Annotated in this window: 26 protein-coding genes and 3 pseudogenes; 10 read left to right on the top strand and 19 right to left on the bottom strand. The window is 67.7% G+C overall.

Annotated elements, in window-relative coordinates; genetic code table 11:
* Positions 1–375: 375 nt before the first annotated feature.
* The 4 genes from OG963_RS05125 to OG963_RS05110 form a co-directional block, all read right to left on the bottom strand.
* Positions 376–786, bottom strand: a complete 411-nt coding sequence (locus OG963_RS05125; RefSeq protein WP_093770906.1) for a RidA family protein — start codon at positions 784–786, stop codon at positions 376–378.
* Between the two features lie 200 nt (positions 787–986).
* The gene (locus tag OG963_RS05120) at positions 987–1340 is read right to left on the bottom strand and encodes a hypothetical protein (RefSeq protein ID WP_371798559.1); all 354 of its coding nucleotides are present in this window, start codon (positions 1338–1340) and stop codon (positions 987–989) included.
* An 84-nt stretch (positions 1341–1424) separates the two neighbouring features.
* Positions 1425–1763 (bottom strand): hypothetical protein, encoded by a 339-nt coding sequence (locus tag OG963_RS05115; protein WP_093770910.1) that lies wholly within the window; start codon positions 1761–1763, stop codon positions 1425–1427.
* Between the two features lie 476 nt (positions 1764–2239).
* Entirely contained in the window at positions 2240–3229 is a 990-nt protein-coding gene (locus OG963_RS05110) for a YafY family protein (protein ID WP_093770913.1), read from the bottom strand.
* Between the two features lie 93 nt (positions 3230–3322).
* Between OG963_RS05110 and OG963_RS05105 the strand changes: the two genes are divergently transcribed.
* Entirely contained in the window at positions 3323–3721 is a 399-nt protein-coding gene (locus OG963_RS05105) for a VOC family protein (protein WP_371798558.1), read from the top strand.
* Positions 3722–3767: 46 nt separating this feature from the next.
* Positions 3768–4286, top strand: coding sequence for a helix-turn-helix domain-containing protein (locus tag OG963_RS05100; RefSeq protein WP_371798557.1), 519 nt, complete (start codon positions 3768–3770; stop codon positions 4284–4286).
* A gap of 112 nt (positions 4287–4398) precedes the next feature.
* Here the strand turns inward: OG963_RS05100 and OG963_RS05095 are convergent, their stop codons facing one another.
* Positions 4399–4833: a nuclear transport factor 2 family protein gene (locus tag OG963_RS05095; protein ID WP_371798556.1), complete on the bottom strand. Its 435-nt coding sequence runs from the start codon at positions 4831–4833 to the stop codon at positions 4399–4401.
* Positions 4834–5031: 198 nt separating this feature from the next.
* On the opposite strand from OG963_RS05095, the gene OG963_RS05090 reads away from it, so the two are divergent.
* Positions 5032–5931 (top strand): helix-turn-helix transcriptional regulator, encoded by a 900-nt coding sequence (locus tag OG963_RS05090; protein ID WP_371798555.1) that lies wholly within the window; start codon positions 5032–5034, stop codon positions 5929–5931.
* 186 nt (positions 5932–6117) lie between these two features.
* Here OG963_RS05090 and OG963_RS05085 read toward each other — a convergent pair.
* Positions 6118–6527, bottom strand: a pseudogene (locus OG963_RS05085) (Tn3 family transposase); the annotation flags it as partial.
* A gap of 620 nt (positions 6528–7147) precedes the next feature.
* Entirely contained in the window at positions 7148–7993 is an 846-nt protein-coding gene (locus OG963_RS05080; RefSeq protein WP_371798554.1) for a helix-turn-helix domain-containing protein, read from the bottom strand.
* A 102-nt stretch (positions 7994–8095) separates the two neighbouring features.
* Here OG963_RS05080 and OG963_RS05075 point away from each other — a divergent pair, with 102 nt between their 5' ends.
* From OG963_RS05075 to OG963_RS05065, 3 genes are all read left to right on the top strand, one after another.
* Entirely contained in the window at positions 8096–8791 is a 696-nt protein-coding gene (locus OG963_RS05075) for an SDR family NAD(P)-dependent oxidoreductase (RefSeq protein ID WP_371800266.1), read from the top strand.
* Positions 8792–8895: 104 nt separating this feature from the next.
* Complete coding sequence (locus OG963_RS05070; RefSeq protein WP_030935008.1) at positions 8896–9285, top strand: hypothetical protein; 390 nt, start codon at positions 8896–8898, stop codon at positions 9283–9285.
* Between the two features lie 258 nt (positions 9286–9543).
* The gene (locus OG963_RS05065; protein WP_371798553.1) at positions 9544–10218 is read left to right on the top strand and encodes a hypothetical protein; all 675 of its coding nucleotides are present in this window, start codon (positions 9544–9546) and stop codon (positions 10216–10218) included.
* A gap of 160 nt (positions 10219–10378) precedes the next feature.
* Here OG963_RS05065 and OG963_RS05060 read toward each other — a convergent pair whose 3' ends face one another.
* The 6 genes from OG963_RS05060 to OG963_RS05035 all read right to left on the bottom strand — a co-directional run bounded on the left by OG963_RS05060 (position 10379) and on the right by OG963_RS05035 (position 14650).
* Positions 10379–10546 (bottom strand): hypothetical protein, encoded by a 168-nt coding sequence (locus OG963_RS05060; protein ID WP_371798552.1) that lies wholly within the window; start codon positions 10544–10546, stop codon positions 10379–10381.
* 26 nt (positions 10547–10572) lie between these two features.
* Positions 10573–10809 (bottom strand): GNAT family N-acetyltransferase, encoded by a 237-nt coding sequence (locus OG963_RS05055; RefSeq protein ID WP_371798551.1) that lies wholly within the window; start codon positions 10807–10809, stop codon positions 10573–10575.
* Between the two features lie 88 nt (positions 10810–10897).
* The gene (locus tag OG963_RS05050) at positions 10898–11119 is read right to left on the bottom strand and encodes a hypothetical protein (protein WP_371798550.1); all 222 of its coding nucleotides are present in this window, start codon (positions 11117–11119) and stop codon (positions 10898–10900) included.
* A gap of 254 nt (positions 11120–11373) precedes the next feature.
* Positions 11374–12867 (bottom strand): PepSY-associated TM helix domain-containing protein, encoded by a 1494-nt coding sequence (locus OG963_RS05045; RefSeq protein WP_371798549.1) that lies wholly within the window; start codon positions 12865–12867, stop codon positions 11374–11376.
* 184 nt (positions 12868–13051) lie between these two features.
* The gene (locus OG963_RS05040; RefSeq protein ID WP_371798548.1) at positions 13052–13678 is read right to left on the bottom strand and encodes a hypothetical protein; all 627 of its coding nucleotides are present in this window, start codon (positions 13676–13678) and stop codon (positions 13052–13054) included.
* A 429-nt stretch (positions 13679–14107) separates the two neighbouring features.
* Positions 14108–14650 (bottom strand): hypothetical protein, encoded by a 543-nt coding sequence (locus tag OG963_RS05035; RefSeq protein ID WP_371798547.1) that lies wholly within the window; start codon positions 14648–14650, stop codon positions 14108–14110.
* Between the two features lie 101 nt (positions 14651–14751).
* Between OG963_RS05035 and OG963_RS05030 the strand changes: the two are divergent.
* A pseudogene (locus OG963_RS05030) lies at positions 14752–15084 on the top strand (transposase family protein); the annotation flags it as partial.
* A 71-nt stretch (positions 15085–15155) separates the two neighbouring features.
* Here OG963_RS05030 and OG963_RS05025 read toward each other — a convergent pair.
* Positions 15156–16112 carry a helix-turn-helix transcriptional regulator gene (locus OG963_RS05025; protein WP_371798546.1) on the bottom strand — a complete coding sequence of 319 codons (957 nt, stop codon included), beginning with the start codon at positions 16110–16112 and terminating at the stop codon, positions 15156–15158.
* A 193-nt stretch (positions 16113–16305) separates the two neighbouring features.
* Between OG963_RS05025 and OG963_RS05020 the strand changes: the two genes are divergently transcribed.
* From OG963_RS05020 to OG963_RS05010, 3 genes are all read left to right on the top strand, one after another.
* Positions 16306–17511 carry an MFS transporter gene (locus OG963_RS05020; protein ID WP_371798545.1) on the top strand — a complete coding sequence of 402 codons (1206 nt, stop codon included), beginning with the start codon at positions 16306–16308 and terminating at the stop codon, positions 17509–17511.
* A gap of 86 nt (positions 17512–17597) precedes the next feature.
* Positions 17598–18035: a GFA family protein gene (locus OG963_RS05015; protein WP_371798544.1), complete on the top strand. Its 438-nt coding sequence runs from the start codon at positions 17598–17600 to the stop codon at positions 18033–18035.
* A 34-nt stretch (positions 18036–18069) separates the two neighbouring features.
* Entirely contained in the window at positions 18070–19440 is a 1371-nt protein-coding gene (locus OG963_RS05010; RefSeq protein WP_371798543.1) for an NAD-dependent succinate-semialdehyde dehydrogenase, read from the top strand.
* A gap of 198 nt (positions 19441–19638) precedes the next feature.
* Here the strand turns inward: OG963_RS05010 and OG963_RS05005 are convergent.
* The 5 genes and pseudogenes from OG963_RS05005 to OG963_RS04985 form a co-directional block, all read right to left on the bottom strand.
* Positions 19639–19866: pseudogene (locus OG963_RS05005) on the bottom strand (IS5/IS1182 family transposase); the annotation flags it as partial.
* A gap of 125 nt (positions 19867–19991) precedes the next feature.
* Positions 19992–21860, bottom strand: coding sequence for a bifunctional sugar phosphate isomerase/epimerase/4-hydroxyphenylpyruvate dioxygenase family protein (locus OG963_RS05000; RefSeq protein ID WP_371798542.1), 1869 nt, complete (start codon positions 21858–21860; stop codon positions 19992–19994).
* Positions 21861–21873: 13 nt separating this feature from the next.
* Positions 21874–22731, bottom strand: a complete 858-nt coding sequence (locus tag OG963_RS04995) for a shikimate dehydrogenase (protein WP_327420391.1) — start codon at positions 22729–22731, stop codon at positions 21874–21876.
* Positions 22728–23183, bottom strand: a complete 456-nt coding sequence (gene aroQ / locus OG963_RS04990) for a type II 3-dehydroquinate dehydratase (RefSeq protein WP_327420390.1) — start codon at positions 23181–23183, stop codon at positions 22728–22730. The genes OG963_RS04995 and aroQ overlap by 4 nt, the downstream gene beginning before the upstream one ends.
* 27 nt (positions 23184–23210) lie before the next feature.
* Complete coding sequence (locus tag OG963_RS04985; protein ID WP_371798541.1) at positions 23211–24926, bottom strand: FAD-dependent oxidoreductase; 1716 nt, start codon at positions 24924–24926, stop codon at positions 23211–23213.
* Positions 24927–24998: the final 72 nt, after the last annotated feature.

The following is a 24998-nucleotide window of genomic DNA, read 5'->3' as shown; positions in this document are numbered from 1 at the left end:
GGCTCTCGGCTGCTCGGCTGTCTGGTCCAGCGTCGCCACGGGCCGGATGCTTCCTCGATGGGGGAGATGAATCATGATGTCTGTCATCTCGAACAGAGATGACACCCGCTGCCGCGGAGGCCCGGCAGACCGTTGCCCCCCTGGGGCCGTTCCACTGCGGGGCGCAGAACGCCCCGCAATCACTGGGATGCTCGGGAAGCAGCGGCCGGCCGTCGCGGGATTCGTAGTGCCGGAACCGGGCGGCGATCACCCCGGGTTTGGCGCGCTCGGGGGTGCTGTCCCTTCCGGGGCACACGATCAGCAGGCCCGACGCTGTAGGCGGCCCCTTGACCTCTGGTTATCGCAGGCGATCGATGAAGACCGGGGCCAGTGGGCTCAAGAATCGAGCACGGCGGCGACGGCCTCGATCTCGACGAGTTGGTCCTTGTAGCCGAGCACGGTGACGCCCATCAAGGTGCTGGGGACGTCGTGGTCAGCGAACGAGTCCCGGACTACCTTCCAGGCAGCCACCAGGTCCTCTCGTCGGGCCGATGCGACGAGGACCCTTGTGCTGATGACGTCCTGGAGCGATGCACCTGCGGCAGCGAGGGCCGCCTGCATGTTCTCGATGGCCTTCGTCGCCTGACCCGCGTAGTCCCCGATCGCTGCCGTGGAGCCGTCATCGTTCAGCGGACACGCCCCGGCGAGGAAGATCAGGCGTGACTCGGCGGGCGCCGTGGCCGCGTAGGCGTATTCGGCCACGTCGGACAGGGAGGCAGAGCGGATCAACGTGATGGCACGAGCCATAGTCGGTGGGTCCTTTCCCATCGGGTGCTGAGCTCGGACATCCTGCCAACACCCCGTTGGTTCCCGCCTTCCCTTTTTCTTCGCCGCCCGCCCAGCGCAGTCACTTCTGCCCGGCTCACATCATGAGGTGGATCAGCCTTGTGTGATCTGTTGTCTGTGGGCCGTGTCGGGGTGGGGCCTTGCAGCCCCGCACCGGAGGGTTATAGGTAGGTGATGCAGAGGACGACGGCGGGCGACTTGACGTTCAACTTGCCCCCGTCGTCGGTGATTTCTTCCTCATAGGCGAGGAGGTTCCCGTTTCTCGGGTCGAACAGCAGGGTCTGTTCCTTGGGGAGTCCTCCGTATCGTGATCCAACGGTGAAGGCGGCACCGACCCGGCCCGCGCGATCCTCGGCGTTGCCCCGATATCGGATGCCCCGTGTGTCCTTGAGCGCCCGCAGGAGGGCTGCCTTCTGGGAGGGCGAGAGGTGCCGGTCGAGGAAGCGCTCGGAGACGGAGTCGAACGTCCCGCCGGGACTGGATGTTTCGTAGCCCTCGGCGAGCCAGCGCTTCATGGCGCTCGGATTGGTGGAGGCTTCGTGGTTTAGGTGGCCCGGCCAAAGATTGCCAGGCCCCACATTGGCCGAACCGATTTGCTGTTACCCGCTCTGCCGGCGGGCCAACTCATCACCCTTGGCGGTATTGGAGAGCCAAACTGAGCTACCGAGCTGCGGTGCCCAGTCGAGTCGGTCCAGGTCCGCAGTTACTCGGCGAACCTGCTCATCTGCATCTCCAGTCCATGCTACAAAGCCCGTTTCCATCAATTCGCCGACCTCGATGAGACCGCTCGACAGCGCGTACCGCAGCAGCTCCACGAGGCGCTCCTGCCGTGTGCGACCTGCCGGATATTCGCCCGCGGCCCATAGCAGCTGATCGATTGGGACCCAATCGTCGAGACCTTCGATAAGAACGTCTTTGAGGGCTGTCATCTCATGCATGGGGAAGGTGCACCTTCAATACCTTGCCGCCGGATCCAGGCGCGATGTCGATTGTCCCGCCGCCCGACTTGGACGCGTTCCGTCACTGCATGACGGTGCCGTCCTCGAGCTTGTACACATCCGGAACCTTAGGTCCGCGTGCCGGCAATCTCTGTGCTCCCTGGGGCCAGGCGTCGAACAACCCCCGCAGACGCGGGGACGACCTCGGTGTGGCAGGTGACGAGGAACTTGGTCGGGAGCAACCCCCGCAGGCGCGGGGGTAGATCCTGGAACATGATGGAGTGCTGGTTCAGCACGTCGTCGTTCCCGCGCCCGCGGGGGTAGCTCCCTGCTGCGCAAGGCAGGCGACCAGTTCTCTGTGGTCGTCCCCGCGCCCGTGGGGCGGAAGTTGTGCCAGAGCCCCTTCAGTGACAGCGTTTGTCGACCATTTTGAGCAGCGGTCAACTGTTCCATCTCATGACACTGGTTCTTCGCTGTCAGGCTTGACGGGCGTAGGACGTGAGGCGATCGGCGAGCGCGGTGACGAGGTCGCGCAGTTCATCGGGGCGCTCGATGACGAACGGGCGGTCGAGCGAGGCGAGTACCGGAGGCAACCAGTCGAGCCGCTCCACCCGCAGCTGGACGCGCAGCCAGCGCTCGGTTGCCCGGTCCTCGCCTGCCACGGGCTCGTGCTCCTCCAGGCTCGCGACGCTGGCGGGAAGGTGGGCGCGGATCTGCCCGACGGTCCCGTGGATCCGCAAGATCACCTCATGCCGGTACTCGGCCGTGGCGAACCCCGACAGCACGCGCTGTGCTGGAGCGGGGCCCACGGGCGCTTCGAATGAGCCAGGTAGGGCCCGCGCGTCTGCGATGCGATCGAGCCGGAAGGTTCGGTCCTCGCCGATCTGGGCGTCCTTGCCCGTGACGTACCACCGGCCCGCATGGGCGACGATCCCGTACGCGTGCAGCGTGCGTTCGCTGCGCCGTCCGTCGCCGTCGGTGTAGCGGATCGAGACCGGTCGGCGGTGGCGCACCGCATCGGCGATGGTGAGCAGGACCTCGGCGTCCGCGGCGTCGAACTCGCCAGGCTGGTCCGTGAAGGCGAGAGCTTCCAGGAGTGTGTCGAGCCGATGGGCGATGTGCTTGGGCAGCACCCGCCGGATCTTGGCCGATGCCGTCTCGCTTGCCGTGTGCTCCGTCGTCGTCAACCCCGCTCGGCGGCCGGCGACCAGGCCGAGCAGCACGGCCAGCGCCTCGTCGTCGCTGAGCATGAGGGGAGGCAAGCGGTACCCGGGGGCGAGCCGGTACCCGCCGTAGCGGCCGCGCACCGATTCCACGGGCACGTCCAGGTCGATCAGCTGGTTCACGTACCGCCGCACGGTGCGACCTTCGACGCCGAGCCGGTCGGCGAGTTCGGCCACAGTCCGGGTGCCGCCCGACTGCAGCAGCTCCAGGAGGGTCAGCACGCGGGCGGTTGGACGAGGCATGTTCGCAGCCTAACGCGAATACAGGACCGATTCTGTCCACTATTTCTCCTAGCCTGCGACGTGCACGCCTCCAGCACAGCCAAGGAGATTCCCATGGACTTCGTCTCGATCCGCATCATCACCAGCGACGTAGCGCGCCTCGTCGAGTTCTACGAGCGAGCCACAGGGGCGGCGGTGACATGGGCCACCGAGGACTTCGCCGAACTCAAGACCGCGGGCGCCACCCTCGCGATCGCCGGCACCCGCACCGTCCCGCTGTTCGCCCCGGGCTCTGCCCGCCCGGCGGACAACCACAGCGTGATCACCGAGTTCCTCGTCGACGACGTGGACCGCGTGCACCTGAACCTGACCGGCTTCGTCACCGACTTCGTCACCGAGCCCACCACGATGCCCTGGGGCAACCGGTCGCTGCTGTTCCGCGACCCCGACGGCAACCTCGTCAACTTCTTCACCCCCGTCACCCCAGCGGCCATCGAAAAGTTCGCACGATGACGCCACACACAGCTCACGCGGGAGCCCTGAGATCCCAGGGCTCCCGGTGAACGCGGCTGCCGAGTCCAGGAGCGCCACCGGCAGGGGACATCGGAACGCACCGCTGACCCCCGAAGGACGTCTGCGCTCGTGTCTGCGGATCGACGCCGGACGTCCGATCGCGCACGTCGCTGCGGAAGCCGGGATCTCCCGCCGCTGCCTGGCCAACTGGGACGCCCGCCGGCCCGCGCACGGCGAGAACGGACTGCTCGACCACTCCTCTTGCCTCGCCATCAGCCCCGCCCGCACCCCCGAGGACACCGCTGACCTGGTGGAGGCATTGCGGCGGCAGACCAAGCACGGCCCCGCGCGACTCGCCGCCGACCTACAGCGGCTGCACGGCATCACCGTCGCGCCGGCGACCGCCCACCGCATCCTGGTGAGGCGAGGACTCAAACGGCTCCGGGACCTCGATCCACCGACCGGCGAGCAGCTGCGCGAGGTCAACCGCTACGAGCCACGACCGGGTGGTGGTCATGATTTTCCTTCGCTGTGTGGTGCGCGTGACTGGTCGCGATGTCGTTGATGCGGACAGGGGTCATCGATGCGACGGCCTGGGCCTGGGCTGGGGATGAGTCGGCCGAGTTGCTCGCGCTGCCGTGAGGCAACTCGGCCGGAATCTTGTCGAGGTGCCGTCGTCAGCGGGTGCCCGCCTCGGCGCGCGCGTAGAACGCGGCGAGCTCGTGGGGGTTCTTGGTGTAGACGTCGATCTTGCGCACCGTGCCGTCCTCGACCTGGTGGATCTCGACCATGGTCAGCGGGAACTCCTCACCGGTGGTGTGGGCCGTGAGCGTTCCGGTGAGCCTTCCGATGACGCCGGCCGGGCCTTCAACCACCTCGGCATCGGTGAGGGCGACGTTGGCGTAGCCCATCATCGCGCCCAGGATCGACTGCACGAACACCTCGCGGCCTTGGTGCACGCCGCCGTAGGGGAGCTGGGTCGGCTCGTCGACGATCACCTCGGGGGCGAGCTTGGCCAGGACACCCGGCACGTCGCCCTTGCTCAGCGCGTCATACAGCCCTCGCACGACCTGCGCGGGGCTCTCCGCCAGCGTCTTCATCTGGTTGCTCATCTTGCGTGCCCTTCAGCTTTGTTCCGGTACTGGAAAGGTCGGCCGGCCCGGGGAGCACATGCGTCCTCGCACCGGTCGGGCCCCAGAGGATTGGGGCACGCACCATGCAACGGCAGAAGGTCGTGACGGGGGAGTTTCTGCTGTGAGGGGTACTGGCAGGGTCCCCCACCGCTCGCGTGGCCTGCCTACCCTGTCGTCATGGACAACCGGGACGCAGTCAGCGCTTTCCTCCGCTCCCGACGCGACAAGATCACCCCCGAGCAGGCGGGCCTGCCGACCTACGGTCAGCGGCGGGTGCCCGGACTGCGCAGGGGAGAGGTCGCCACGCTCGCCGGGGTGAGCGTCGAGTACTACACGCGCCTGGAGCGCGGCAACCTCCAAGGTGTCTCCGACAGCGTGCTGGACGCCTTGGCCCGCGCCCTGCGGCTGGATGCCACCGAGCGCATGTACCTGTACGACCTCGCCCGCGCTGCCGGGCCGGCGCCGGTGGCGCGGGCACGGCAGCGGGAGGTCCGGCCGACGGTGAGGCCGAGCGTGGCGCGGATCGTCGAAGGCATGCCGGGGATGCCGGCATACGTGATGAACAACCGCCTCGACACGCTGGCCGCCAACCCACTGGGCCGGGCCCTGTACTCGGAGATGTACGCCGACCCGACCTGCGGGGCGAACGTCGCCCGGTTCGCGTTCTTCAATCCAGCAGCCAGGCGGTTCTACACCGACTGGGAGCGCATGACCCGCTTCGCCGTGGGCGCGCTGCGCGTCGAGGCGGGGAAGAGTCCCTACGACCGGGAACTGTCGAACCTGATCGGTGAACTGTCCACCCGCAGCGACACCTTCCGCGTGATGTGGGGATCCCACGACGTGCATGTCTTCCGCGAGAGCACCAAGCGCCTCAACCATCCGCTCGTCGGCGACCTCGAACTCGATCAGGAGACCGTGAGCCTTCCGGACGAAAGCGGCCTGAGCGTGGTCGTCTACAGCGCGCCCCCCGAAACCGCCGCTGAGGACGGCCTGAAGCTGCTCGCCAGCTGGTCCGCCACAACCGGACCAGAGCAGAACGCGCAATGCACGAGCAAACCATCGACCCGGCAGCCCTGACGGGCTACATCTGCCCGAAGAACCGCTCCACCCCGCTTGCGGCCACCTGCGGAGCACATGTCGCCCAGCTCTGGTAACCGGGGCTGGGGAATTCCAGGCTCTGCCGGAGATCTCGTTATGCGCACCGCCGGACGTACCTCCTGGCCATAGCTCCAGGATCCTCCCATTCGGCGGCGCGGGACCGGGTTATTCCTCGTCGGTGGCGTCCGGATCGCGCAGCGGACGTAGGCCGCCGGGTAGGTCGGGAAGCTGGAAGGAGTACCGGCCGAGCATGTTGACGTGATGCCGCACGAAGGGCGGGAGGCGGGCCACGCCCTCGTCACGGACGTCGAAGCCGTCCGCACGCAGCTGGCTCACCGCAGCGTCCATGTACCGCGTGTTGAACAGCACCAACGCGTTTAGGACCAGGCCCAAGGCCCCGATTCGGTCTTCCATGCCGTCCTGGTAGCGCTGAGCTGCCGGGACCGGCCATGGAAAATCTTCCGGGCGAGGGGGAAGCGGCGGCCCTCCTGGAGGTTCGCTTGGCTCTTGATCTGTCGCCGGTAGCCGGGCTCGTCGGCCAGGCGCAGGATGTGCAGGGTCTTGGAGATCCGCCCTCGCGCGGATCGCGTGCCACTCGCTGGCTACGTCTGAAGAGCGCGGGTCTCCCGTGGCGGCGACTGCGACAATGCCGCGACGGCGACGGTAGCCGTTTGGGACAGGGGAAAGGGAACGGCGTTGATCTTTCGCGGGGTGCTTGAACTACTCGTTGGAAGTGCATTGATAGTGGTGGCCTGCGATTACCGCAACGTAGCCCTGTGGGTGTGGGATTGGGCGGACGTGGTGGTTACGCGGAGGACCCGATGGGGGACACCCTGGAAGAGTCCTGACCGTATGAGGATCTGGTTCGGGATCGTGGGAGTTGTGTTCGTGGCGCTGGGGTTGGTGACCGTGGTGGGCTGACCGCGCAGACTTCCCCCGTCATGCCGGCAACTCACCAGACGCCCCTGACGTTTCGGCGATTACCGATTGACGGCGCGGTCCAGGGCAGGCAACGAGCTGCGGAAGGAGCCGCCGATGGCGTCACCGTAGAGCCAGACGACCACTTGGCCGTGTACATCCCGCCGCTACCCCCGGCCCTTTCCGGCCGCCGGCCCATCGGACCACCCCGCCTGGGGATCAGCGGGATCAGCCGTCCATCCTGTCACGGCGTGGAAAACAGACCGGGCACCGGAGGCTAGGAGCCGTCGGCGCGGGCGCCGTTCGTGACCCGCAGGAACTCCAGCTTCTCCGCATCGACGGAACCCGCTGCCACCGTGTACACGACGAGGCGGACGTCGCAGCCAGGGACGGTGAGCACATCGCAGTCGCACGTCACCTCGCCGACCTGAGGGTGCACGATGGTCTTACGAGCCGAGACGTGGGGACCGACCGCACCCTCGTCCCACAGCCGGGTGAACTCCGCACTGGTGGACCGCAGTTCCTCGACAAGGTCGCTCAGGCCACGGTCACGGGGGTAGTCGATGAGAGCCGTGCGCAGATCGGCGACGAGGGCGGGGCCCAGGGCGTCGCCGTCCTGGAGCACGGGCCAGGCCGCGAGCCCTCTGGGCCCTGCGGCGAAGACCGCCCGCGCCAGGTTCCGCTCGACGTGTGTCCGTGCGCTGGGGTCGCCCAGCAGCACTGCCCATGCGGGAGTCCAGGACAGCAAGGTCCAGTCGGCACTGAACACGCCCACGGGGAACTCCCCGAGGCGAGCCAGCATCCGTTGAACCCCCGCTGGAACGTGCGTAGAGATCGTCCCCTCCTGGGGAGGAAGGAGGCCGGCCAGCCGGTAGGCGTAATCGCGCTCCATGGGCTGCAGCTGCAGCGCCCTGGCCAGGCTCGCGACGACCTGCGCCGAAGGACTCGTGGCGCGCCCCTGCTCCAGCCGCACCACATAGTCGACCGACAGCCCTGCGAGCTCGGCCAGCTCCTCGCGTCGCAAACCCACCGCACGTCGTCCGGGCCGCGCAGGCCGCCCGACGTCGAGGGGGGAAAGCCGGTCGCGCCAGCGGCGCAATGCCGTGCCAAGGGTCTCGTCCACTCGACCATTGTGTCCGGCGGACAGCCGATGTGCCTGGTACTGGCCGTCCTACCGTCGCCGAGGGTACTGGTTGTCCTCTCGTCACGGTTTGAGAGTGAACGCATGACAACAACATTCATCACAGGAGCCAACAAGTCCCTCGGGTATGAGACCGCCCGCCGCTTGATCGAGGCCGGTCACACCGTCCTCATCGGCGCTCGTGATCCAGAGCGCGGCCAGGCGGCCGCGGAAACACTCGGTGCGCGTTTTATCCAGATCGATGTGACGGATGACGCGTCGGTGGCTGCGGCCGCCGCCGACGTCGGGGCGCGCGAGGGCGGCATCGACGTCCTGATCAATAACGCCGGCGTCCTCGGGACACACAACCCCGCCAACCAGATCACAGCCGCTGACGCCAGCGAGGTGTTCGACGTCAACGTTGTGGGGATCGTCCGGGTGACGCACGCATTCCTGCCCCTGCTGCGCAAGTCCGCGAACCCGGTCATCGTCAATGTTTCCAGCGGCATGGGGTCGTTCGCGGCGACCCACGACCCCGGGCGCGTCGAGGGCCGGGCCATCGCGCCGCTCTACACCGCGTCGAAGGCTGCCGTGACCATGCTGACCACGCAATACGCGAAGTCCTGGCCGGACGTGAAAGTGAACGCGGCCGACCCGGGCTACACCGCCACCGACTTCAACGGGCACAGCGGCCCGCAGACAGTGACCGAGGGGACCGACGCGATCGTCGAACTCGCCACCATCGGGGCGGACGGACCGACCGGAACCTTCCGTGACCGTCACGGTGAGATGCCCTGGTGATCCATCTGCCCGGTACGAACGAAGGTTCCGGAGTGGCGAACTCGTGCTAGGTGTATCGAAAGCGCTGACTGCGAGTACAAGAGCGGCTGCTAGCGTGCGGCCACGTGAATGACAGCGTGTACGTGGGCAACGCGGGCAAGGATGCGGCACTGGACCGAGGATGGCTTCTCGGGCACTTCAAGGACGTTGGCGACCCGCGCCACAGCGAGGCCCTGGAGATCAAATGGGGCGTTCACCCCCGTGCCGATGAGCGATCGCAGTGGGTGAGGGGCGAGGAACGCACGGCTCTCCTGGTTCTCATCAGCGGCCGGTTCCGCGTCGAACTGCCCGGCCGCAGCGTCCTTCTGGAGGAGCAGGGTGATTACGTCGTGTGGGGGCGCGGAGTCGATCACTCATGGTTCGCGGAGGAAGAGTCGGTGGTACTGACTGTTCGGTGGCCATCCGTGCCCGGCTACGCAGCGATAGAGAAGGACCAGGCGCAACTGCGGACCTGACACGAATGGGCGATGCTGTCCCTCACAATGGCGCGCCCCCGCCTGGCCGAGTCGGGGCGTGCGGCTCGCCTAAGCGTCAACCCCCTTGCCGTCTGATAGAGAATGTCCCACTTGGTGCGGTCTTGCGCCCGGGAACAGTGACCGGGTGTATCTCTGTGTTCCAACCCCGCGCCACGACGGCGACTGACGCGACAGTAAAGGGAGACCATGGGCTGGACACTCACACGTCGGGCGGCAACGTCGGCGGCTCTTGCCGGAATGATCGCTCTTGTCACGGCGATGCTGCCGCCGACCCGTACCGGAACGCAGACCGGGGTCGCGCAGTCGTTCGCGCCCGTGGCGGAGCAACGGCCCAGCTCGCCCACGCCGCGTCCGCCTCACCTTCCTCGAGACTTTCGCGGGAAGGGCAAGTGGATCGTCCGGGACCTGGGCGTCACGGTCCCGTTCACCTGGGAGGGGAGAAACGGCGACAGCCAGATGATCGCGGGCGGCCCGCAGTACCCGATCTGGTTCACCAACCTGATCTACCACGGCAGCCTATACACGCTGACCTACAAGTGGCCCGGCCTGACCGAACATCCGTGCTCGCGGATCCCGGGCTTCGACCTCGACCAGCTGAACCAGGTACTCCGAGGCGCACGGTTCGTCGGGCCGGAGATCCTCCAGCAGCACCCGGACCGGCACGTGAACCACTGGAGGGTCGGTGTCGTGCTGCCTAAGCGGCCTCCGGGGAATTTCCTGCGGTTCCCCCTTGCGCTGGGCGACATCTACGTCGATCAGAAGGATCGGGGTACGTTCTGGCAGGTGCTGCAATTCGGAGTCCAGAATCTCTACGACCCTGAGTTGGACGAGTGGCTCGTGATGGACAAGTTCGAGCACAAGCCCGGTACGGTCACGCTTCCCCCGCGCTGCTCAGCACCGCGGCCAGCCTAGGTTTGCACGACAACCAGCCTCAGGGATGGACCTCATCAAACGGGCGAAGCAGGGTTCCGCCGCGAGCGCCCACGCGGGCCGTGGTTCCTCGTTTCACCAGCTCAGCGGGCGAATCAGCCCTGGATCACCTCAGCTTCCCAAGCTGGCGGCGCCCACCAGCTCAGTACGGCCGCGGAATCTCGCGCTTATCCAACGCTGCCTCGTCCCGCGCCAGCAGAGCATCCCGGTTCGCCAGAAGAAGGCCGTCGGACTCCCGAGCTTCACCCAGGTCGCCTCGCTCGCACGCCTCCGCGGTCCAGAGCGCGGGTTCGGATATTGCAGTACGCATGCGGTGGCGCTCCACGGTCGGACGGGTCACAGGGGACGAGGGGCGAGGGCGCGGGCCGGGTGCCGCGGGCCGAGGAAGGCCGCGTGTTCGGCTCCGGAGGGGGTGGGGTGGGTGGCCGCGGTCCAGCCGGCCCGTTCGTAGAAGAGGACGGCGGACCGGGCGCGGGCCGGTGTCAGCAGCCAGCAGCGGCCGTCGGACCGATCCTCGGTGATCGTGTCAAGGAGCCGGGCATTGAGGCCGGTGCCGCGCACTGCGGTGCCCACGGCCAGTTCGTCGTGCCGGACTGGCGGCCGTGGTGAGACAGGCGCCCGCGACCAGGCCCGAAGCCTGACCGCGCGCCTGCAGCATTGGTCACGCCGTGGCCACACCGTCCAGCTTGCCTGCCCTCGCCTCTTCGATGAGCGACGCAAACTGATCGGCACTCATCTGCACGCGCTGGCCGAAATCATCGGTCAGTACAATCCGCCGGTCGACAGGCGCAGCAGGATCCACGAACAACTGCGGGCAGCCGCAGTTGCAATTCCCGCAGAACGTCGCCACCGACTGCAGCGCACTGACATTAGTGGTCGTCATGGCACGCTCCCTCTCCTTGGGTTCGCGCAGCCGAAGCCAGAAACCCGGCTGCCCTGGTGCCAGTGAGGTAGCCGGGCGGGACCATAGGGAACCCGGTACTCATGCAACAGCGCTGGCTCAGCCAGGCACACGTGCGCACCGTGAGCCCCGTTTCCTGTTCGCCGCCAACCGGGAGAGATGCCCCGACAGCATGGGCACCGCCCCCGGCAAGCAGGCAACCTCCGGTTACTCACATTTCGTCTTCCGCTGCACCGTCAGGCCCTCGGGGGCCGCAGGTAGAGGCCGATCACTATGTCGTAGAAGAGAAATGCGAGCAGGCTGATGCCCAGCAGGGGCAGGGCCCAGCCGAGTGCGGCGACGGCCGGGATGCCGATGATCAGCACCGGCAGGGGCAGCTGCCGCCACGTACCTCGTGCAGGGGCCTTGCCGAGTGCCGCAGTGCGGTCGTCACGCATGGGTCGGCGCTGCCACCACATCCGGTAGCCCCACACGATGACGCAAATCAGGCCGATCGCGATCAGCGCCAGCAGGATCTGGTTGACGATGCCGAACAGCAGGCCCATGTGGGCCTGGACGCCGAGCTTGCTGAGCTTGGCCAGGGCCGGATAGTCGGCCCACCTGCTCTCCGAGGTGACCTCGCCCTTGGTGGCGTCGACGGCGACTTGGTCGTAGTGGACCGGCCACAGGTCGTCGTCCTGGGCCACGGTCCAGGCGCTCGCGTCGTCCGTGGGCGGCGTCAGCTCGACCCGGCCGCCCAGTCCGGCGTCGCGGGCCACCTCCAGGACCGCATCAAAGTCGGCGGGGTCCGTCGACACCGCGCCCTGGCCCGTGCCGTGTCCCGCATGCCCTGCGTGCTCGCCCTCGGTCGCTTCGGCTCCGCCGGGCAGTGAGGTGACCAGCTCGGGGGCGTGCCCCTTGGCCGCATCCAGCAGTTGCCCGAACCGGTCGCCGGCGTAGTGGGACCAGGTCAGGCCGGTGGCGCTGAGGGCGAGTAGGCCGACGGCGATCCACACGCCGGTGGCTGCGTGCCAGCTGCGGGTACGCCGTACACCCCGGGCGGAGGGGTCTGGCAGCAGCACACCGCGCGCCGACTTGGTTCGTTGCCCGCGGGCGCGTCCCAGCCACAGGACGAGGCCCCCTGCCACGATCACCCACAGCCAGCTGGCGGCGAGCTCCGAGTACAGGCGGCCGGTCTCGCCGAGGTGCAGATTGCGGTGCAGGTCGTCCAGCCAAGTGGTCAGCGGCGTCGAGCCGAACCACGTGGTCAGGTCACCCTTGACCTCTGTCGTATAAGGGTCGACGAACACCGTGCGCTGCTTTTCGCCCAGCTCCGGCAGGGAGAGCACCACTCGCGTGGTGTCCTCCGGGTCAGGTGGGGTTATCACCGAGGAGAGCGTGCCCTCTGGGTGTGCCTCGCGGGCTGCGGCGATCTGCTCCGCGAGCGGGCGCGGTTCGTCACCGACCTTGGCCACGCTGAGCTGGTCGCCGTACACGAGTTGGTCGAGCTGGGGCGTGAAGGTGTAGGCCAGCCCCGTCAGGGCGGCCACGAGCAGAAAGGGCGCGATGAATACCCCGGCGTAAAAGTGCAGCCGCACGAGCAACGCCCTTACGCCCTTCCATGAACGGCCAGGCTGTACGGGGCCGCTCTCCGAGGTGGTTTGCGGCGCTGCAGGGGCGTCAGCCTCCGCGACCGCCACCGCGGCCTCGTCGCGGTCGTCTCTTGGTGCTTGTTCCTGTGTTGAAGACATGCGTGCATCCCCAATCGGCACCCGGCACGTTGGGCGCGGGCGCTCGTGAAGTCGACGATTCAGTCCGCCTCAAGGGCGGTACGGCGTTGCACGCCTGCAGCCCGAGCGTGGGAAGGCGCCGGGTGAGCGGTGCGTGCGGGCACGCCGGACTGCGCCCGTCATCGCAAATGAGCGAGACGGACGGTCAGAAGCAGATCGCCGGCTGCGGCGGGCCGCGCCGTGTGACGGCGTGACACAGGGCCGCCTGTTGGTCCAGGCGTGGGGGGACGTGGGAGGACGCGGGTGTCGCAGGGGCGGGCAGGGTGACGACGGCTTGAACGCGTGAGGCCCGGCGCAGTGGAGCCAGGAGGCACATGGCCAGGGATCGGCCGAGCTGGAAGGCCGCGGCCTCCCCGCGCCACAGCCACAGCCCGCACAGGACTGCGGCCAGGACGTGAGCGGTGAACATGCCGGTGGACCAACCACCCATAGCGGCGGTGCTCATGGGCATCGCGCTCGCGGCGGCCGAAGACTGATGGCCGGCAGCCATCTCGCCGACACCCGACGGTGCGGCGACGAAGGCCTGGGCGAGGTGGAACCAGCCATGCAGGGCGATCTGGGTCACCACGGTCGCGCCCGTCACCGCCAGCACACCACGCTCACGACGACCGGCCAGCCACCACGCTCCCGCAGTCGTTGCGGCGAACGCATAGCCCACCGCCCAACCCGGAACCGCCTGCGACATCAAGGCGTGTCCGAGAGCCGTCACTGCCACGCACACGGCGGCGAACACCGCGGCGCGCACGAGGCGGAAGCCAGGCCCGGAGGTCATGGGCAGCAATGATGCCATTCGCCACCCGCATGAGGGATAGGGCGTGCAGAAGCACGTACGGCGCACCTACAGCTGGGCCAACACCCCGCCCATCCGGATGCGCCCGACGTTTCGCCTGTGCTCCGCTTCCTCCGACCTGTCCGTGAAAGCAGGTGCGTCACCCTCCTGGCCCGCGGTAGCTGTGAGACCGAGAGGCCAGGCCCAATGACCCGCGTTGACCGATCCAGGTAGCGCTACAGCTCAGAAAGTCTCTGACATCCATTGCTGAATTCAACGTCGTCGGACGGTGGCGGCTCCAATGGACCTCCAGCGGATCTGAGAGCCGCCGCCACTCATTGAGCCCTTTCCACTCTGCCGCCAGAGACTCTCGCCTGCGGGACCACTCCTGCTGTGGGATGTCCTCAAGGTGAGCCCGTGAGCTTCCGCTCGTCATGCTTCGCGGCTGCGGCACTTTGCTGCGGCTGCGCTGTGGCGTTGATACTGCTCCCGCCCAAGCCCTCTCATCCCGAGGCCACGGAACAGACCCTCTACTAGGTCGTGGACCAGCAGGTCCGGGTAGGCCCGCGTCACCTCGTCCAAGGCGGTCTGGGCAAACCTGAGGATCGCAGCCAGGAGGTCGACGAACAGGCAGGACGCTGATCGCTGGTCGTAGGGAGACGACAGCACCACAGTGGAGGCATCACAAATCAGACTGACTCGCTCCCCGTTGTCCGCCAGCTCAACATGCCCCTGGCTCCTCAGGGCCAGCTGCTCCAAGCCGAAGCGCCAGGACATGATGAAGTCGACGATGGCGACACGCGGAAACCGGAACTCGGTGTCACTGACCCTCAGGGTGACGTCACCGAAGAAGCTCCGTTCTCGGATTCGCCACTCCGACACGTCACGCAGCGCCTGCCAACCGCCGCTGGACAGAACCTCGCCGGCGACACCCACGTCGCCCGACTGCCAGGTCACCATGACTTGGGCATCCACGGGTGTGCACTCGCCTCCTGGTTCTCTTCCGGCTGCCGAGGTCGGCCAAGCTCTTGATGACGAGAACCGCAGTACCCGACACCGACTTCCAGGAGCTTCGTGTGCTTGTGTATCCATCGGCGATCGATCTGTCCAGCTCCGGGTTACGCCTGCTGTCGCGTGAACTGGCTGCCCGGCGGCGCCGCATCGGCACCCGGTGGCGGCGGTTGACCTGTCGCCGCCAGGCTCTGCTCGCCCTGGCCCATCTACGGTGCGGTGACACCTACGCCCAGCTCGCCGCCGGCTTCAATATCGGAATCGCCACCGTCTACCGGTACATCACCGAGGCCGTGGAGGTCCTGGCCAAACGCGCACCCACCCTCGAGGAGGCGGTGACTGTCGCGACCACCAAGGCGTTCGTCATACTGGACGGAACCCTGGTGCCCATCGATCGCAGTCCCGACCCGGCTCACGATGCCCTCGTCGGACGGCCGGAGATCACACATCGACCACCGAGACTCAGTGTTCACCTGTCGGGGGACCGTTCTTGGGTTGCGTCTGCTCCCCAACTGGCCAGCAGGCGCAATGCCTGCTCGGACGGCGACCCGGGTTCGGCATGGTAGGTGCTCAGGGACTGTTCCTGGTCGCCGGGGAGTGCGAGCGTCTCGTAGCGCAGGGTCAGGTCGCCCACGAGCGGGTGCGTCAGGCGCATGGTGCCGTGGGTCTTCCTCTTGACGTCGTGCGCGGCCCACAGCTTGCCGAAGTCCTCGCTTTTCATGGACAGTTCACCGATCAGTGACGCGAGCAGTGTGTCGTCGGGATGCAGACCCGCCCCCAGCCGCAGTTGTCCCACCACGTCGTGGGCTTTGGTGTCCCAGTCCGTGAAGAGCTTGCGGGACGCGGGGTCGAGGAAGGTGATTCTGGCCCAGTTCCGGTCCTGGGGAGCTCTGGCTGCCCAGTCACCGAAGACGGCGGAGGCGGTCTGGTTCCATGCCAGCACGTCGGATCGGCGGCCCCATACGTAGGCCGGCACGCCCTCCATGGCCGTCAGGAGTTCTCGTACCTCGGGCCTGACCTGCTGGCGTGGGGGTTCGACGCCTTTCGCGAAGTGTCGTTTGAGCTGAGCCAGTTGCAGAAGGTGGGCATGCTCGGCGTCGGAGAGCCTGAGGACGCGGGAGATGGCATCCACCACTTCGCGGGAAGCGTTGCGCGCGTTGCCCTGTTCGAATCGCGTGTAGTACGCCGCGCTCACACCGGCGAGCTGTGCCAGTTCCTCGCGTCGCAGACCCGGGACACGGCGCCGTCGGCTGTAGTCGGTGAGCCCGACGTCGGCCGGCTTGAGGCGATCCCGTCGGGTACGCAGGAACTCGCTCAGTTCCGCGCGTGGGTCGAGATCCTCGTGCGGCTGCTGCTGAGGTTCTGCTTCCGGGGCCGGCTTCGCAGCCCGGGAAGCGCCGGTATGGGCGGCGTGGTGGGTTGCCATGTTTCGAGTATTGCTTGATTTGTGCAGCTCAGCCTGTCCCTGTCAGTGATAGCTCCGCGTGACGTAGACGAAGTGAGTGTCTGGCTAACCCCGCGCGCTCGATGGACTCTCGAATCGTCCTGATCGACGGCTTCGTCTCTTGTCAGGCATCACTCGCCCGGAAGGGCTCCCCGACCGCCCCTGGAACAGCACCATGACCGAGACTGTCACCACAATCCCAGCACCGATTCCGACGACTGCGCGGCAGAATCGCCTGCCGACAAGGGCCCTGCTGGGCCTCTTTCTGGCCGGGTTCATCAGCATCCTCACCGAATGTCTGCCGGCCGGTCTGCTGCCGGAGATGACCCGCACGCTGGGCACGAGCGTCTCGCTGACCGGCCAGACGGTCACGCTGTACGCGCTGGCCACCGCCCTGGGCGCCATCCCGCTGGCTCGGGCCACCGCCACCTGGCGGCGGAAGCACGTTCTACAACTCGCCCTCGCCGTCGTCGCCGTCTCGAACGCGCTCACCGCGTTGTCCAGCGACTACACGCTGACGATGGCGCTGCGCTTCGTCGCGGGTCTGGGCACCGGACTCATCTGGCCGTTGCTCGGCGGCTACGCCGCCCGCCTCGCCCCGCAGGGACGGCAGGGCCGCGCCATTGCTGTCGCCCTGGCCGGAACCCCGATCGGACTGGCTCTCGGAATCCCGCTGGGGACGCTGCTGAGCAGCATCGGCGGCTGGCAGCTCGCCTTCTACGCCTCGGCCGCCGTTACAGCTCTGACCATGGCCTGGGTACTGGCGGCCGTCCCGAACCTGCCCGGACAGCCGGTCGAGACCCGTATCCGGCTCTCGGAGGTGCTGGTCATCCCCGGGCTGCGGCCCATCCTGTTCGCACTGGCCACCTACATGATCGCGCACAACCTTCTCTACACCTACGTCACCGACCTGCTCTCTCACGTCGGGATGTCGGGCCAGACCGGCTGGGTGCTTTTCACCTTCGGTGTCACCTCCGTACTCAGCGTGGTCGTCGTCGGCGCAAACATCGACCGTCACCTGCGCACGCTGGTGGTGGTCAGCACCGTGGTTTTCGGGGTCAGCGTGCTCGTTCTGGGCGTGGTGTCGGGGGTGCCGATCCTGGTCTATGTCGCGGTCGCGGCGTGGGGCTTCGCGTTCGGCAGTTCCCCGAGCCTGTTCGTGGGCGCGGTGATCAACGCGACCCGGGATGCCGCTGACATTGCCCAGTCGATCACCATCACGGTGTTCTCCGCCTCCATCGCCGTCGGCAGCTTCCTGGGCGGTCTGCTGATCGCCGGGCTGGGCACCGCCTCGATCACCTGGGCGGCACTGATCCTCCTCATCGCCGCGGCCGCCACCGTCATAGCCGGCAAGAAGCGGGCCTTCCCCACAAGCGTCTGATACCGCGCACGCACCCTCTGTTCTGCCCACTCAAAGATCCACCAGCCGGTCAGAAGCCCGCGACCCGAATGAAAGCGACCCAGAGAATGAGCGACACCGATCTGACCCCCAGCCGCCACACGCGCACCGGACGTTGCCTGTGCGGCTCGATCAGCTACCGATTGGATGCAGAACCCGAGGCCGTCATCGTGTGCCATTGCGGCCACTGCCAGCGTCACACCGGCTCCGCATTCTCGGTGAACGTCCTTGTGGCACGCGATGCCCTGGACATCAAGGGGACGCCCAAGTCGTACCGGACCACCGGCGTCGAGAACGGCAACCTGCGCGACCGGCTCTTCTGCGGCGACTGCGGCACTCCCATCCTCACCGTCCTGCACGAACGGCCCGATCTCATCATCGTCAAGGCCGGCACCCTCGACGATCCCACGGGCCTGGAGCCGACCGCTGAGGTGTGGCTGCGCCGCGCTCAGGACTGGATCGCCCCGGCCGAGCACCGAGCGCAGTTCGACGGCGACGCGAAGTAGCGGCACACAATCAGAACATCACAAGGAGCACAGCATGAGCTTTCGGACGATCAACCCGGCCACCGGAGAATTCGTGAAGGAATTCCCGCTCCAGTCGGACGACGAGGTATTCGCGGCGCTGGACACCGCGGCCAGGCTCTACCGCGAGGACTGGAAGTTCAGGCCGGTCGCGGAGCGAGCCCGCATCGTCGCCCGGGCTGCTGAGATCCTGCGCGAGAAGCGGGACGAGTACGTGGAATACCTGACTCTCGAGATGGGCAAGGTCACCCGCTTCGGCTACTTCGAGGTCGATCTCGTCGCCGACATCCTCGACTACTACGCCGGGCACGGGGAGAAGTTCCTCGCCGAGAAGGAGCTGCCCGGCGAGCCCGACGCGAAGCTGATCACCGAACCCATCGGCGTCATCCTCGCGATCGAGCCGTGGAGCTTCCCCTACTACCAGCTGGCCCGCGTCGCCGCGTCCCAGCTGGTCGCGGGCAACGTGGTCCTGATGAAGCACGCGGAAAGTGTCCCGCAGTCCGCCCTGGCCTTTGCCCGGCTCTTCCAGGAGGCGGGCGCACCGCAAGGGGCCTACACGAACCTGTTCTGCAGCATCGAGCAGATCGGCAAGCTGGTCGACGACTTCCGGGTGCGCGGCGTCACCCTCACCGGCAGCGAGCGAGCAGGAACTGCCGTCGGTGAACGCGCCGGTCGCAACCTCAAGAAGGCGGTTCTGGAGCTGGGCGGCAGCGACCCGGCCCTGATCCTGGACGGTGCGCCCCTGGACCATGCGGTCGAGCAGGTCGTCATGGGCCGCACCTACAACTCGGGCCAGGGCTGCGTCAACATCAAGCGTGTGATCGTGGTCGGCAGGGAACGCGGTGCGCAGATGCTGGCCGCCCTCAAGGAACGCTTCTCCGAGATCAAGGTGGGTGACCCCAAGGACGAGGACACCCAGGTCGGGCCTCTGTCCAGCGAACGGGCCCTGGAAGGACTGCTCCGGCAGATCCAGGAAGCCAAGGATGCCGGAGGCCGTATCGTCCACGGGGGCAACCGTGTCGATCGCCCCGGCTTCTACGTCGAGCCGACGATCATCACGGACATCACCGAGGACAATCCGCTCTACCACGAGGAGGCTTTCGGTCCGGTGCTGTCCTTCTACGTGGTGGACAACGAGGACGAGGCGATCCGGCTGGCCAACGCCACCAGGTTCGGCCTGGGCAGTTACGTCTTCGACGCCGACATCGACCACGCCCAGCAAGTGGCCACCCGCATCGAGGCCGGCATGGTGTACATCAATTCCTGCTTCGCCGACTCGCCGAGCCTGCCCTTCGGGGGTGTCAAGAACTCCGGGTTCGGTCGCGAGCTGGCCGAATTCGGGATCGGAGAGTTCCTCAACCGCAAGATGGTGAAGATCGCACGATAGTCCTGTGCGCAACCGGCCGGTCGCGGGAGCGGCCCCCTCCCCCTGCTCCCGGTCGACCGGCCCGGTCGCGTACGAGAACAAGGCGACTTCAGGGTGTCCCGTTCGACCAGCAAGCCGTCGGGCCCCATCGTGTGGAACCGGGGCGGCTCCATCGCTTCCAAGGCCCTCCGCAATTCCCCGTTCGGGTCCCTCACGCAAAAACCGGGTGAGTCTGCGGCAGCAGATGAGGGTGCAGGCGATGCGCGTGAAGGCGAGGAAGTGCTCGGCTTTGCGCTCGTAGCGCCGGTGGAGGCAGCGGGAACCGGCGAGCCAGGCCATGGTGCGTTCGACGGTCCAGCGGTGGCGACCCGGTCGCTGTGAGGACTCGACTCCTTTCCTCGCGATGCGGTGCTGGATGCCGCGCTCCGGTCGTCGCCGATCTCGGCCAGAACTCGGGCTTTGGATAGGGAACCCAGGCCCGGGAAGCTTGGATGACCGACGCGCCGGGATGGTCGTCGAACGCTTCGGCGCAGGCGGCTTAGAGGTGGTCAGGCCCCATCGCCTGGCCGGGCTCAGCCGCTCATCTCGGTTCGGTGACCCGCGTCAGCCCCGGCTCCTGTCAGCAATTGGGGATCCACCGGGGCAGGGGCAGGCGCGTGCTGGGCGGCCAGCCTGGCCGGGGCGTTGGCCATGCCGAAACCCCGGTAGCCGTCGACGCGTTGCACCAGTTCGAAGAAGACCCGGCCGACCGTGACGGTGTACAGGTGCAGGAACTCGCCCTTCTCATCCCGGTCGTACAACAGCCCCAGCTCGCGCAGTTCCCGGTGGCGCTCTTCTCCGAGGTCGAAGCGGGCCCGCAGATCGTGGTAGTAGTTGTCGGAGATCGGCAGCGTCACCTTGTCCGGCAGGCCCCGGAGACGGCGGGCGGTCGCGCGAATGTCGTCGTCGGCGAGGGCTATGTGCTGGCCCGGCAGGCCGCGCGGGCCGACCTTCGCCATGTTGAGCACCAGCCTGAGCGTGCCGGCCGCATTCGTCATGGCCCGGCTGCGCAGCAGCCCGTATGGGTCGGCGACTTCGACACTTTCGTGCGGCCGCAGGCCGAGTACTGACCGGTAGAAGAGCGCGGCCTCGTCGAACTGGTCCCACGGATGTGCGAGCACGACGTGGTCGATCGAGCGTACGGAGCCCGTCCCGTCCTTGGGCGGGACGACTGGGGAGAAGTCCTCGCGCCACAGCGGCTTCGCGGAGTCGCAGAAGAACAGCTCGGTGCCGTCCGGCGCCGCCACGGCGTCGAGCGGCGCCTCGTCGGGCGCGCGGTGCCGGGGAAGTACCGGCGACAGCAGTGCCTTGGCGCGCGCGGCGGAGATCGCCGGATCCGGCGAGTCCAGTCCGAGCGCCACCAAAGAGGTGGCGCCGTCGTCGGCGGCCTCCGGGACCGTCCGGTTGAGGAGGATCCTGGCACCGGACTGCTCCCACAGCTCGACCGGCTTGGTGGCGTGCTGACCGGCACGGGCGAAGCCCAGAGCGCCGAGCAGCCCGCCGAGGCGCCCGGGGTCCGGGGTGGCGATCTCGGCGAAGGCGAAGCCGCCGGGTTGCCCTGGCCGGGGCAGAGAGGAACCGGTGGTGAGGATATCGGCGACGGACTCCTCCAGCGCTATCAGCGACCGCATTGCATCGACGGCGGTCCGTCCGGTGTCGGCCTGCCGGAAGTTGTCGTTGAAGATCTCCAGGGAGAGCGGCCCCGCGTAGCCGGTGCGCAGGACGTGCGCGAGCAGCCCCGTCAGGTCGAAGCCGCCCTGGCCGGGAAAGCAGCGGTAGTGACGGCTCCACTGGAGCACGTCCATGGCGAGGAGCGGCGCGTCGGCCAGTTGGAGGAAGAAGATCTTCTCGCCCGGAATCGCCTCGATGCCGCCGGGGTCTGTGCCGCGCGACAGGATGTGGAAACTGTCCAGGCAGATTCCGAGGTTCGGGTGGTCGGCCGCCCGGACGATCCGCCACGCGTGCAGATACGTGCCCACGTGCCGGCCCCAGGCCAGTGCCTCGTACGCGATGCTGATGCCGTGGTCCGCCGCCCGCTCGGCGAGCAGGCGCAGCTGCTCCGCGGCGAGGTCGTCGTCATTGACGGCGTCGGTGGACACATTTGAGCAGACGAGCAGAGTGTCGGCGCCGAGGCGTTCCATCAGCCGGAACTTGTGCTCGGCGCGGCGCAGGTTGGCCCGCAGGCGGTCGGGCGAGGTCGAGTCGAAGTCTCGGAACGGCTGGTAGAGGTCGATGGAGAGCCCGAGCTGCCCCGCTCGCGCTCGGACCTGATCGGGGGAGAGCGGGCACCCCAGCAGATCGTTCTCGAAGATCTCCACACCGTCGAACCCGGCACGGGCGACAGCCTCCAGCTTCTCGGTCAGGGATCCGCTGACGGAGACAGTGGCGATAGACGTGCGCATGAGAGGCTCCAGTCTAGGCGGCGACGAGGGTGGCCATGTGGGCGAGCATCCGGTCGGGGTCGGGCTCGCATCCGGTGAACAGCCGGAACGCGTGCGCCGCTTGGTGGACGGCCATGCCGCCGCCGTCCAGCGTGCGGCAGCCGACGGCCCGCCCCTGGTGTAGTAGTTCCGTGTCGAGCGGCCGGTAGACCACATCGGCGATCCAGAGCCCTGGATGCAGCAGTTCTGCGGAGAACGGCAGCCCCGGGTGGTGGGCCATGCCCATCGGGGTGGCGTGCACCAGACCGTCTGCCCTTGCGAGGAGTGGGGCGAGTTCCTCACGGGGCGCGGCGCACGCCCGGTCCGCGCCGAACCGGGCGGTGAGGTCGGCGGCGAGCGCCGAAGCTCGGCCGGGGTCCGAGTCGACCAGGGTGAGCCGGTCTGCTCCGAGAGCGAGCATGGCGTGCGCCACCGCCGCTCCCGCGCCGCCCGCCCCGAGCTGCACGACCCTCCGGGTGGACGCGCCCTCCAGCCCCTGGGTGAACGAACGAGTGAAGCCGCTCCAGTCCGTGTTGTGGCCGCACGACCTGCCGTCTGCGCCGAACACCACAGTGTTCACCGCGCCCAGCGCCCGGGCGTCCTCGGACAGGCCGTCGAGGTGGGGGATCACAGTCTGCTTGCCCGGATGTGTGATGTTGAGCCCGTTGTAGCCAAGGCGACGGGCTGTGCGCACGAGTTCGCCCACGTCGCCCGCGCCCAGGCCCAGTCGGTCGAGATCGAGGGTGCGGTAGACGAGCCGCAGGCCGTGGTGGTCGGCCTCCCGCTCGTGGAGGGCGGGGCTGAGGGAGGGGCCGATGCCGGACCCGATGAGTCCAATGAGATACGAGGTCATGCGGCGCTCTTCTCCAGAAGGTGGGCGAGGTGGGTCAGCGCGAGTGCGTATCCATGGATCCCGGCGCCCGCGATCATGGCGTCCGCGACCTCGGCGACGTACGACCGGTGCCGGTACTCCTCGCGCTGGTGGATGTGGGTCAGGTGCACCTCGACGACGGGGCCGTCCACGGTTGCGAGGGCGTCGCGCAGCGCCAACGAAGTGTGCGTGTACGCACCGGCGTTGACCACGATTCCGGCCGCTCCTGCACGTGCGGCGTGCACCGCGTCGATGAGCGCGCCCTCGTGGTTGCTCTGCAGGAAGTCCACCTCCAGGCCGTGGCGCGCGGCGCTCTCCCGGCAGAGGGCTTCGACGTCGGCGAGGGTGTCCGAGCCGTACAGCGGGGGCTCGCGCAGGCCGAGAAGGTTGAGGTTCGGTCCGTTGAGGACCAGCACGCGGGGCGGAAGCGGCATGGACTTTCCCTAACGCAAAGGGGTGGTTCACATGGTCAAATTGAGGCGTGGTGCGCGGGCCGCGTGGAGGGCGGCCAGGTAGCCGAAAGTAAGGGCGGCGCCGATCTGGCACCCCGCTCCCGGGTACTCCGAGGCCATCGGGGAGTTCGCATCATTGCCGCAGGCATACAGGCCCAGGATCGGCTTGCCGTGTTCATCGAGCACCTGGGCCTCGGGGCTGGTTCTGAGTCCGAGTGAGGTTGCCAGTGGGGTCGGAACCACGGCGATGGCGTAGTAGGGTGCTCGCTCGATCGGACCGAGGTTCACATTCGGTGTGTGGGACGGATCGCCGTACTGATGCCCGTATGGGTGCCGGCCTTTTCCGAACTCCTCGTCGACGCCGGAACGGGCATAACGGTTACTGTCGGCGACGGTGCGTGCGAGAGCGTCGGGATCGACCTCAATAGCAGCTGCGAGCTCACGGATTGACCGACCGGTGCGCATGTAGCCGGAGCGGATGTGCCGCTTGAGAAAGGGGCGCGGAGTATGCGGGTGGATCATGCCAAGTCCGTACGCGGCAAGCGCTCGCGAATCGGTCACGAGCCACGCCGGAATCGTCGGTACAGATGCGTGCGCTTCATACATGGCACGAACAAAGCGATGGTAGGACACCGACTCGTCCACGAACCGGCGTCCTGCGGCGTTGACCGCGATGATCCCTGGCTTGGCGCGGTCCCAGATGTGGGGGAAGACCGCGGTAGAACCGTCCCGGCGACGGCCGATGGAACTCGGGAACCACAGGGCCTTGTCGCCGCTGGACTCTCCAAGCGCACCGCCCACCATATGAGCGAGAGTGATCGAGTCGCCGGTGGCCCCTTCTGCCGCGCGGGTGAACTGGGGTGTGGGCGCGGGCAGGTGGCGTGCACGCAGTTCAGGGCTGGCGGAGAACCCGCCGGCGGCAAGGACGACACCGGCCCGGGCGACGATCCGAACGGAACGGCCCCGCTTCGAGACCACCGCGCCCGCCACACGTCCGTTGGCGTCAGCGATCAGTTCGGTGGCTTGCGCGGTGAACCATACGTCGCCACCGCGCCGTAGAAGTTGGTGATAGAGGTTCGCAGTGAGAGCGTTACCCATGGCGAGCCGGGTTCCACGCGGGTACCGGAGCATATCGGCTGCCCAACGCCCGCCGAGGCGCAGCGCTGCGGCTATGCCGCGCGCCGATCCGCGGAAGACGGTAAGCAGGTCGCTCACCTCGGAGCGGCGGACCATGAGGGTGCCGCCGAAGAGGGCGAATTCCGGTACAGGACGACGGACCCGGCAAAAGCGGTTTCTGCCGAGCCGGCGCCCGTCGAAAGTGTGCGGTTCGAGAGCTCGCCCGGTGCCGTATCCCGGTATCTCAGGGTGGTAGTCGACAGCCGTTGCGGAGTGCCAGAACCCGACCCCTGTCCGTTCCAGGTAGTCGATCATTTCGGGTCCGTGTACGAGGTAGGCCTCTCGTAGTTTCTTCGGAGCGCGGTCACCGACAAGGGCGTCCAGATAGTCCTGCGCCGCAGCGGTATCCGCCGCAGCATCCTCCTGGTGGCGGTGGCCGGGAATCCAGGCTGTGCCGGCCGAGTACGCGGTGGTGCCGCCGAGCCATTCGGTCTTTTCCAGCACGAGGACATCGAGGCCCTCCTGGGCGCCGACAACAGCGGCACCGAGGCCACCCGCCCCGGAGCCCAGGACAAGGAGGTCGACCTGATGGTCCCAGTGGTCGGTCATGGTGTAGTTCCTATCGAGGCGCCGGGGGAACGACATACCTGCGTGGTGGCACGGTGCGATGGAGGGGGAGTC

It is taken from the genome of Streptomyces sp. NBC_01707, from assembly GCF_041438805.1.
Classification (GTDB): Bacteria; Actinomycetota; Actinomycetes; order Streptomycetales; family Streptomycetaceae; genus Streptomyces.
This window is presented reverse-complemented; position numbering and strand designations above follow the sequence as displayed.

Coding starts and splice junctions, on each gene's coding strand:
- OG963_RS05110 (WP_093770913.1), bottom strand. CDS start 3,229: ATGCCTCGTCCAACCGCCCGCGTGCTGACCCTCCTGGAGCTGCTGCAG.
- OG963_RS04995 (WP_327420391.1), bottom strand. CDS start 22,731: ATGACCTCGTATCTCATTGGACTCATCGGGTCCGGCATCGGCCCCTCC.
- OG963_RS05045 (WP_371798549.1), bottom strand. CDS start 12,867: ATGTCTTCAACACAGGAACAAGCACCAAGAGACGACCGCGACGAGGCC.
- OG963_RS05105 (WP_371798558.1), top strand. CDS start 3,323: ATGGACTTCGTCTCGATCCGCATCATCACCAGCGACGTAGCGCGCCTC.
- OG963_RS05000 (WP_371798542.1), bottom strand. CDS start 21,860: ATGCGCACGTCTATCGCCACTGTCTCCGTCAGCGGATCCCTGACCGAG.
- OG963_RS05065 (WP_371798553.1), top strand. CDS start 9,544: ATGATCGCTCTTGTCACGGCGATGCTGCCGCCGACCCGTACCGGAACG.
- OG963_RS05020 (WP_371798545.1), top strand. CDS start 16,306: ATGACCGAGACTGTCACCACAATCCCAGCACCGATTCCGACGACTGCG.
- OG963_RS05040 (WP_371798548.1), bottom strand. CDS start 13,678: ATGACCTCCGGGCCTGGCTTCCGCCTCGTGCGCGCCGCGGTGTTCGCC.
- OG963_RS05025 (WP_371798546.1), bottom strand. CDS start 16,112: ATGGCAACCCACCACGCCGCCCATACCGGCGCTTCCCGGGCTGCGAAG.
- OG963_RS05015 (WP_371798544.1), top strand. CDS start 17,598: ATGAGCGACACCGATCTGACCCCCAGCCGCCACACGCGCACCGGACGT.
- OG963_RS05125 (WP_093770906.1), bottom strand. CDS start 786: ATGGCTCGTGCCATCACGTTGATCCGCTCTGCCTCCCTGTCCGACGTG.
- OG963_RS05060 (WP_371798552.1), bottom strand. CDS start 10,546: ATGCGTACTGCAATATCCGAACCCGCGCTCTGGACCGCGGAGGCGTGC.
- OG963_RS05050 (WP_371798550.1), bottom strand. CDS start 11,119: ATGACGACCACTAATGTCAGTGCGCTGCAGTCGGTGGCGACGTTCTGC.
- OG963_RS05095 (WP_371798556.1), bottom strand. CDS start 4,833: ATGAGCAACCAGATGAAGACGCTGGCGGAGAGCCCCGCGCAGGTCGTG.
- OG963_RS05010 (WP_371798543.1), top strand. CDS start 18,070: ATGAGCTTTCGGACGATCAACCCGGCCACCGGAGAATTCGTGAAGGAA.
- OG963_RS05115 (WP_093770910.1), bottom strand. CDS start 1,763: ATGCATGAGATGACAGCCCTCAAAGACGTTCTTATCGAAGGTCTCGAC.
- aroQ (WP_327420390.1), bottom strand. CDS start 23,183: ATGCCGCTTCCGCCCCGCGTGCTGGTCCTCAACGGACCGAACCTCAAC.
- OG963_RS05120 (WP_371798559.1), bottom strand. CDS start 1,340: ATGAAGCGCTGGCTCGCCGAGGGCTACGAAACATCCAGTCCCGGCGGG.
- OG963_RS05075 (WP_371800266.1), top strand. CDS start 8,096: ATGACAACAACATTCATCACAGGAGCCAACAAGTCCCTCGGGTATGAG.
- OG963_RS05090 (WP_371798555.1), top strand. CDS start 5,032: ATGGACAACCGGGACGCAGTCAGCGCTTTCCTCCGCTCCCGACGCGAC.
- OG963_RS04985 (WP_371798541.1), bottom strand. CDS start 24,926: ATGACCGACCACTGGGACCATCAGGTCGACCTCCTTGTCCTGGGCTCC.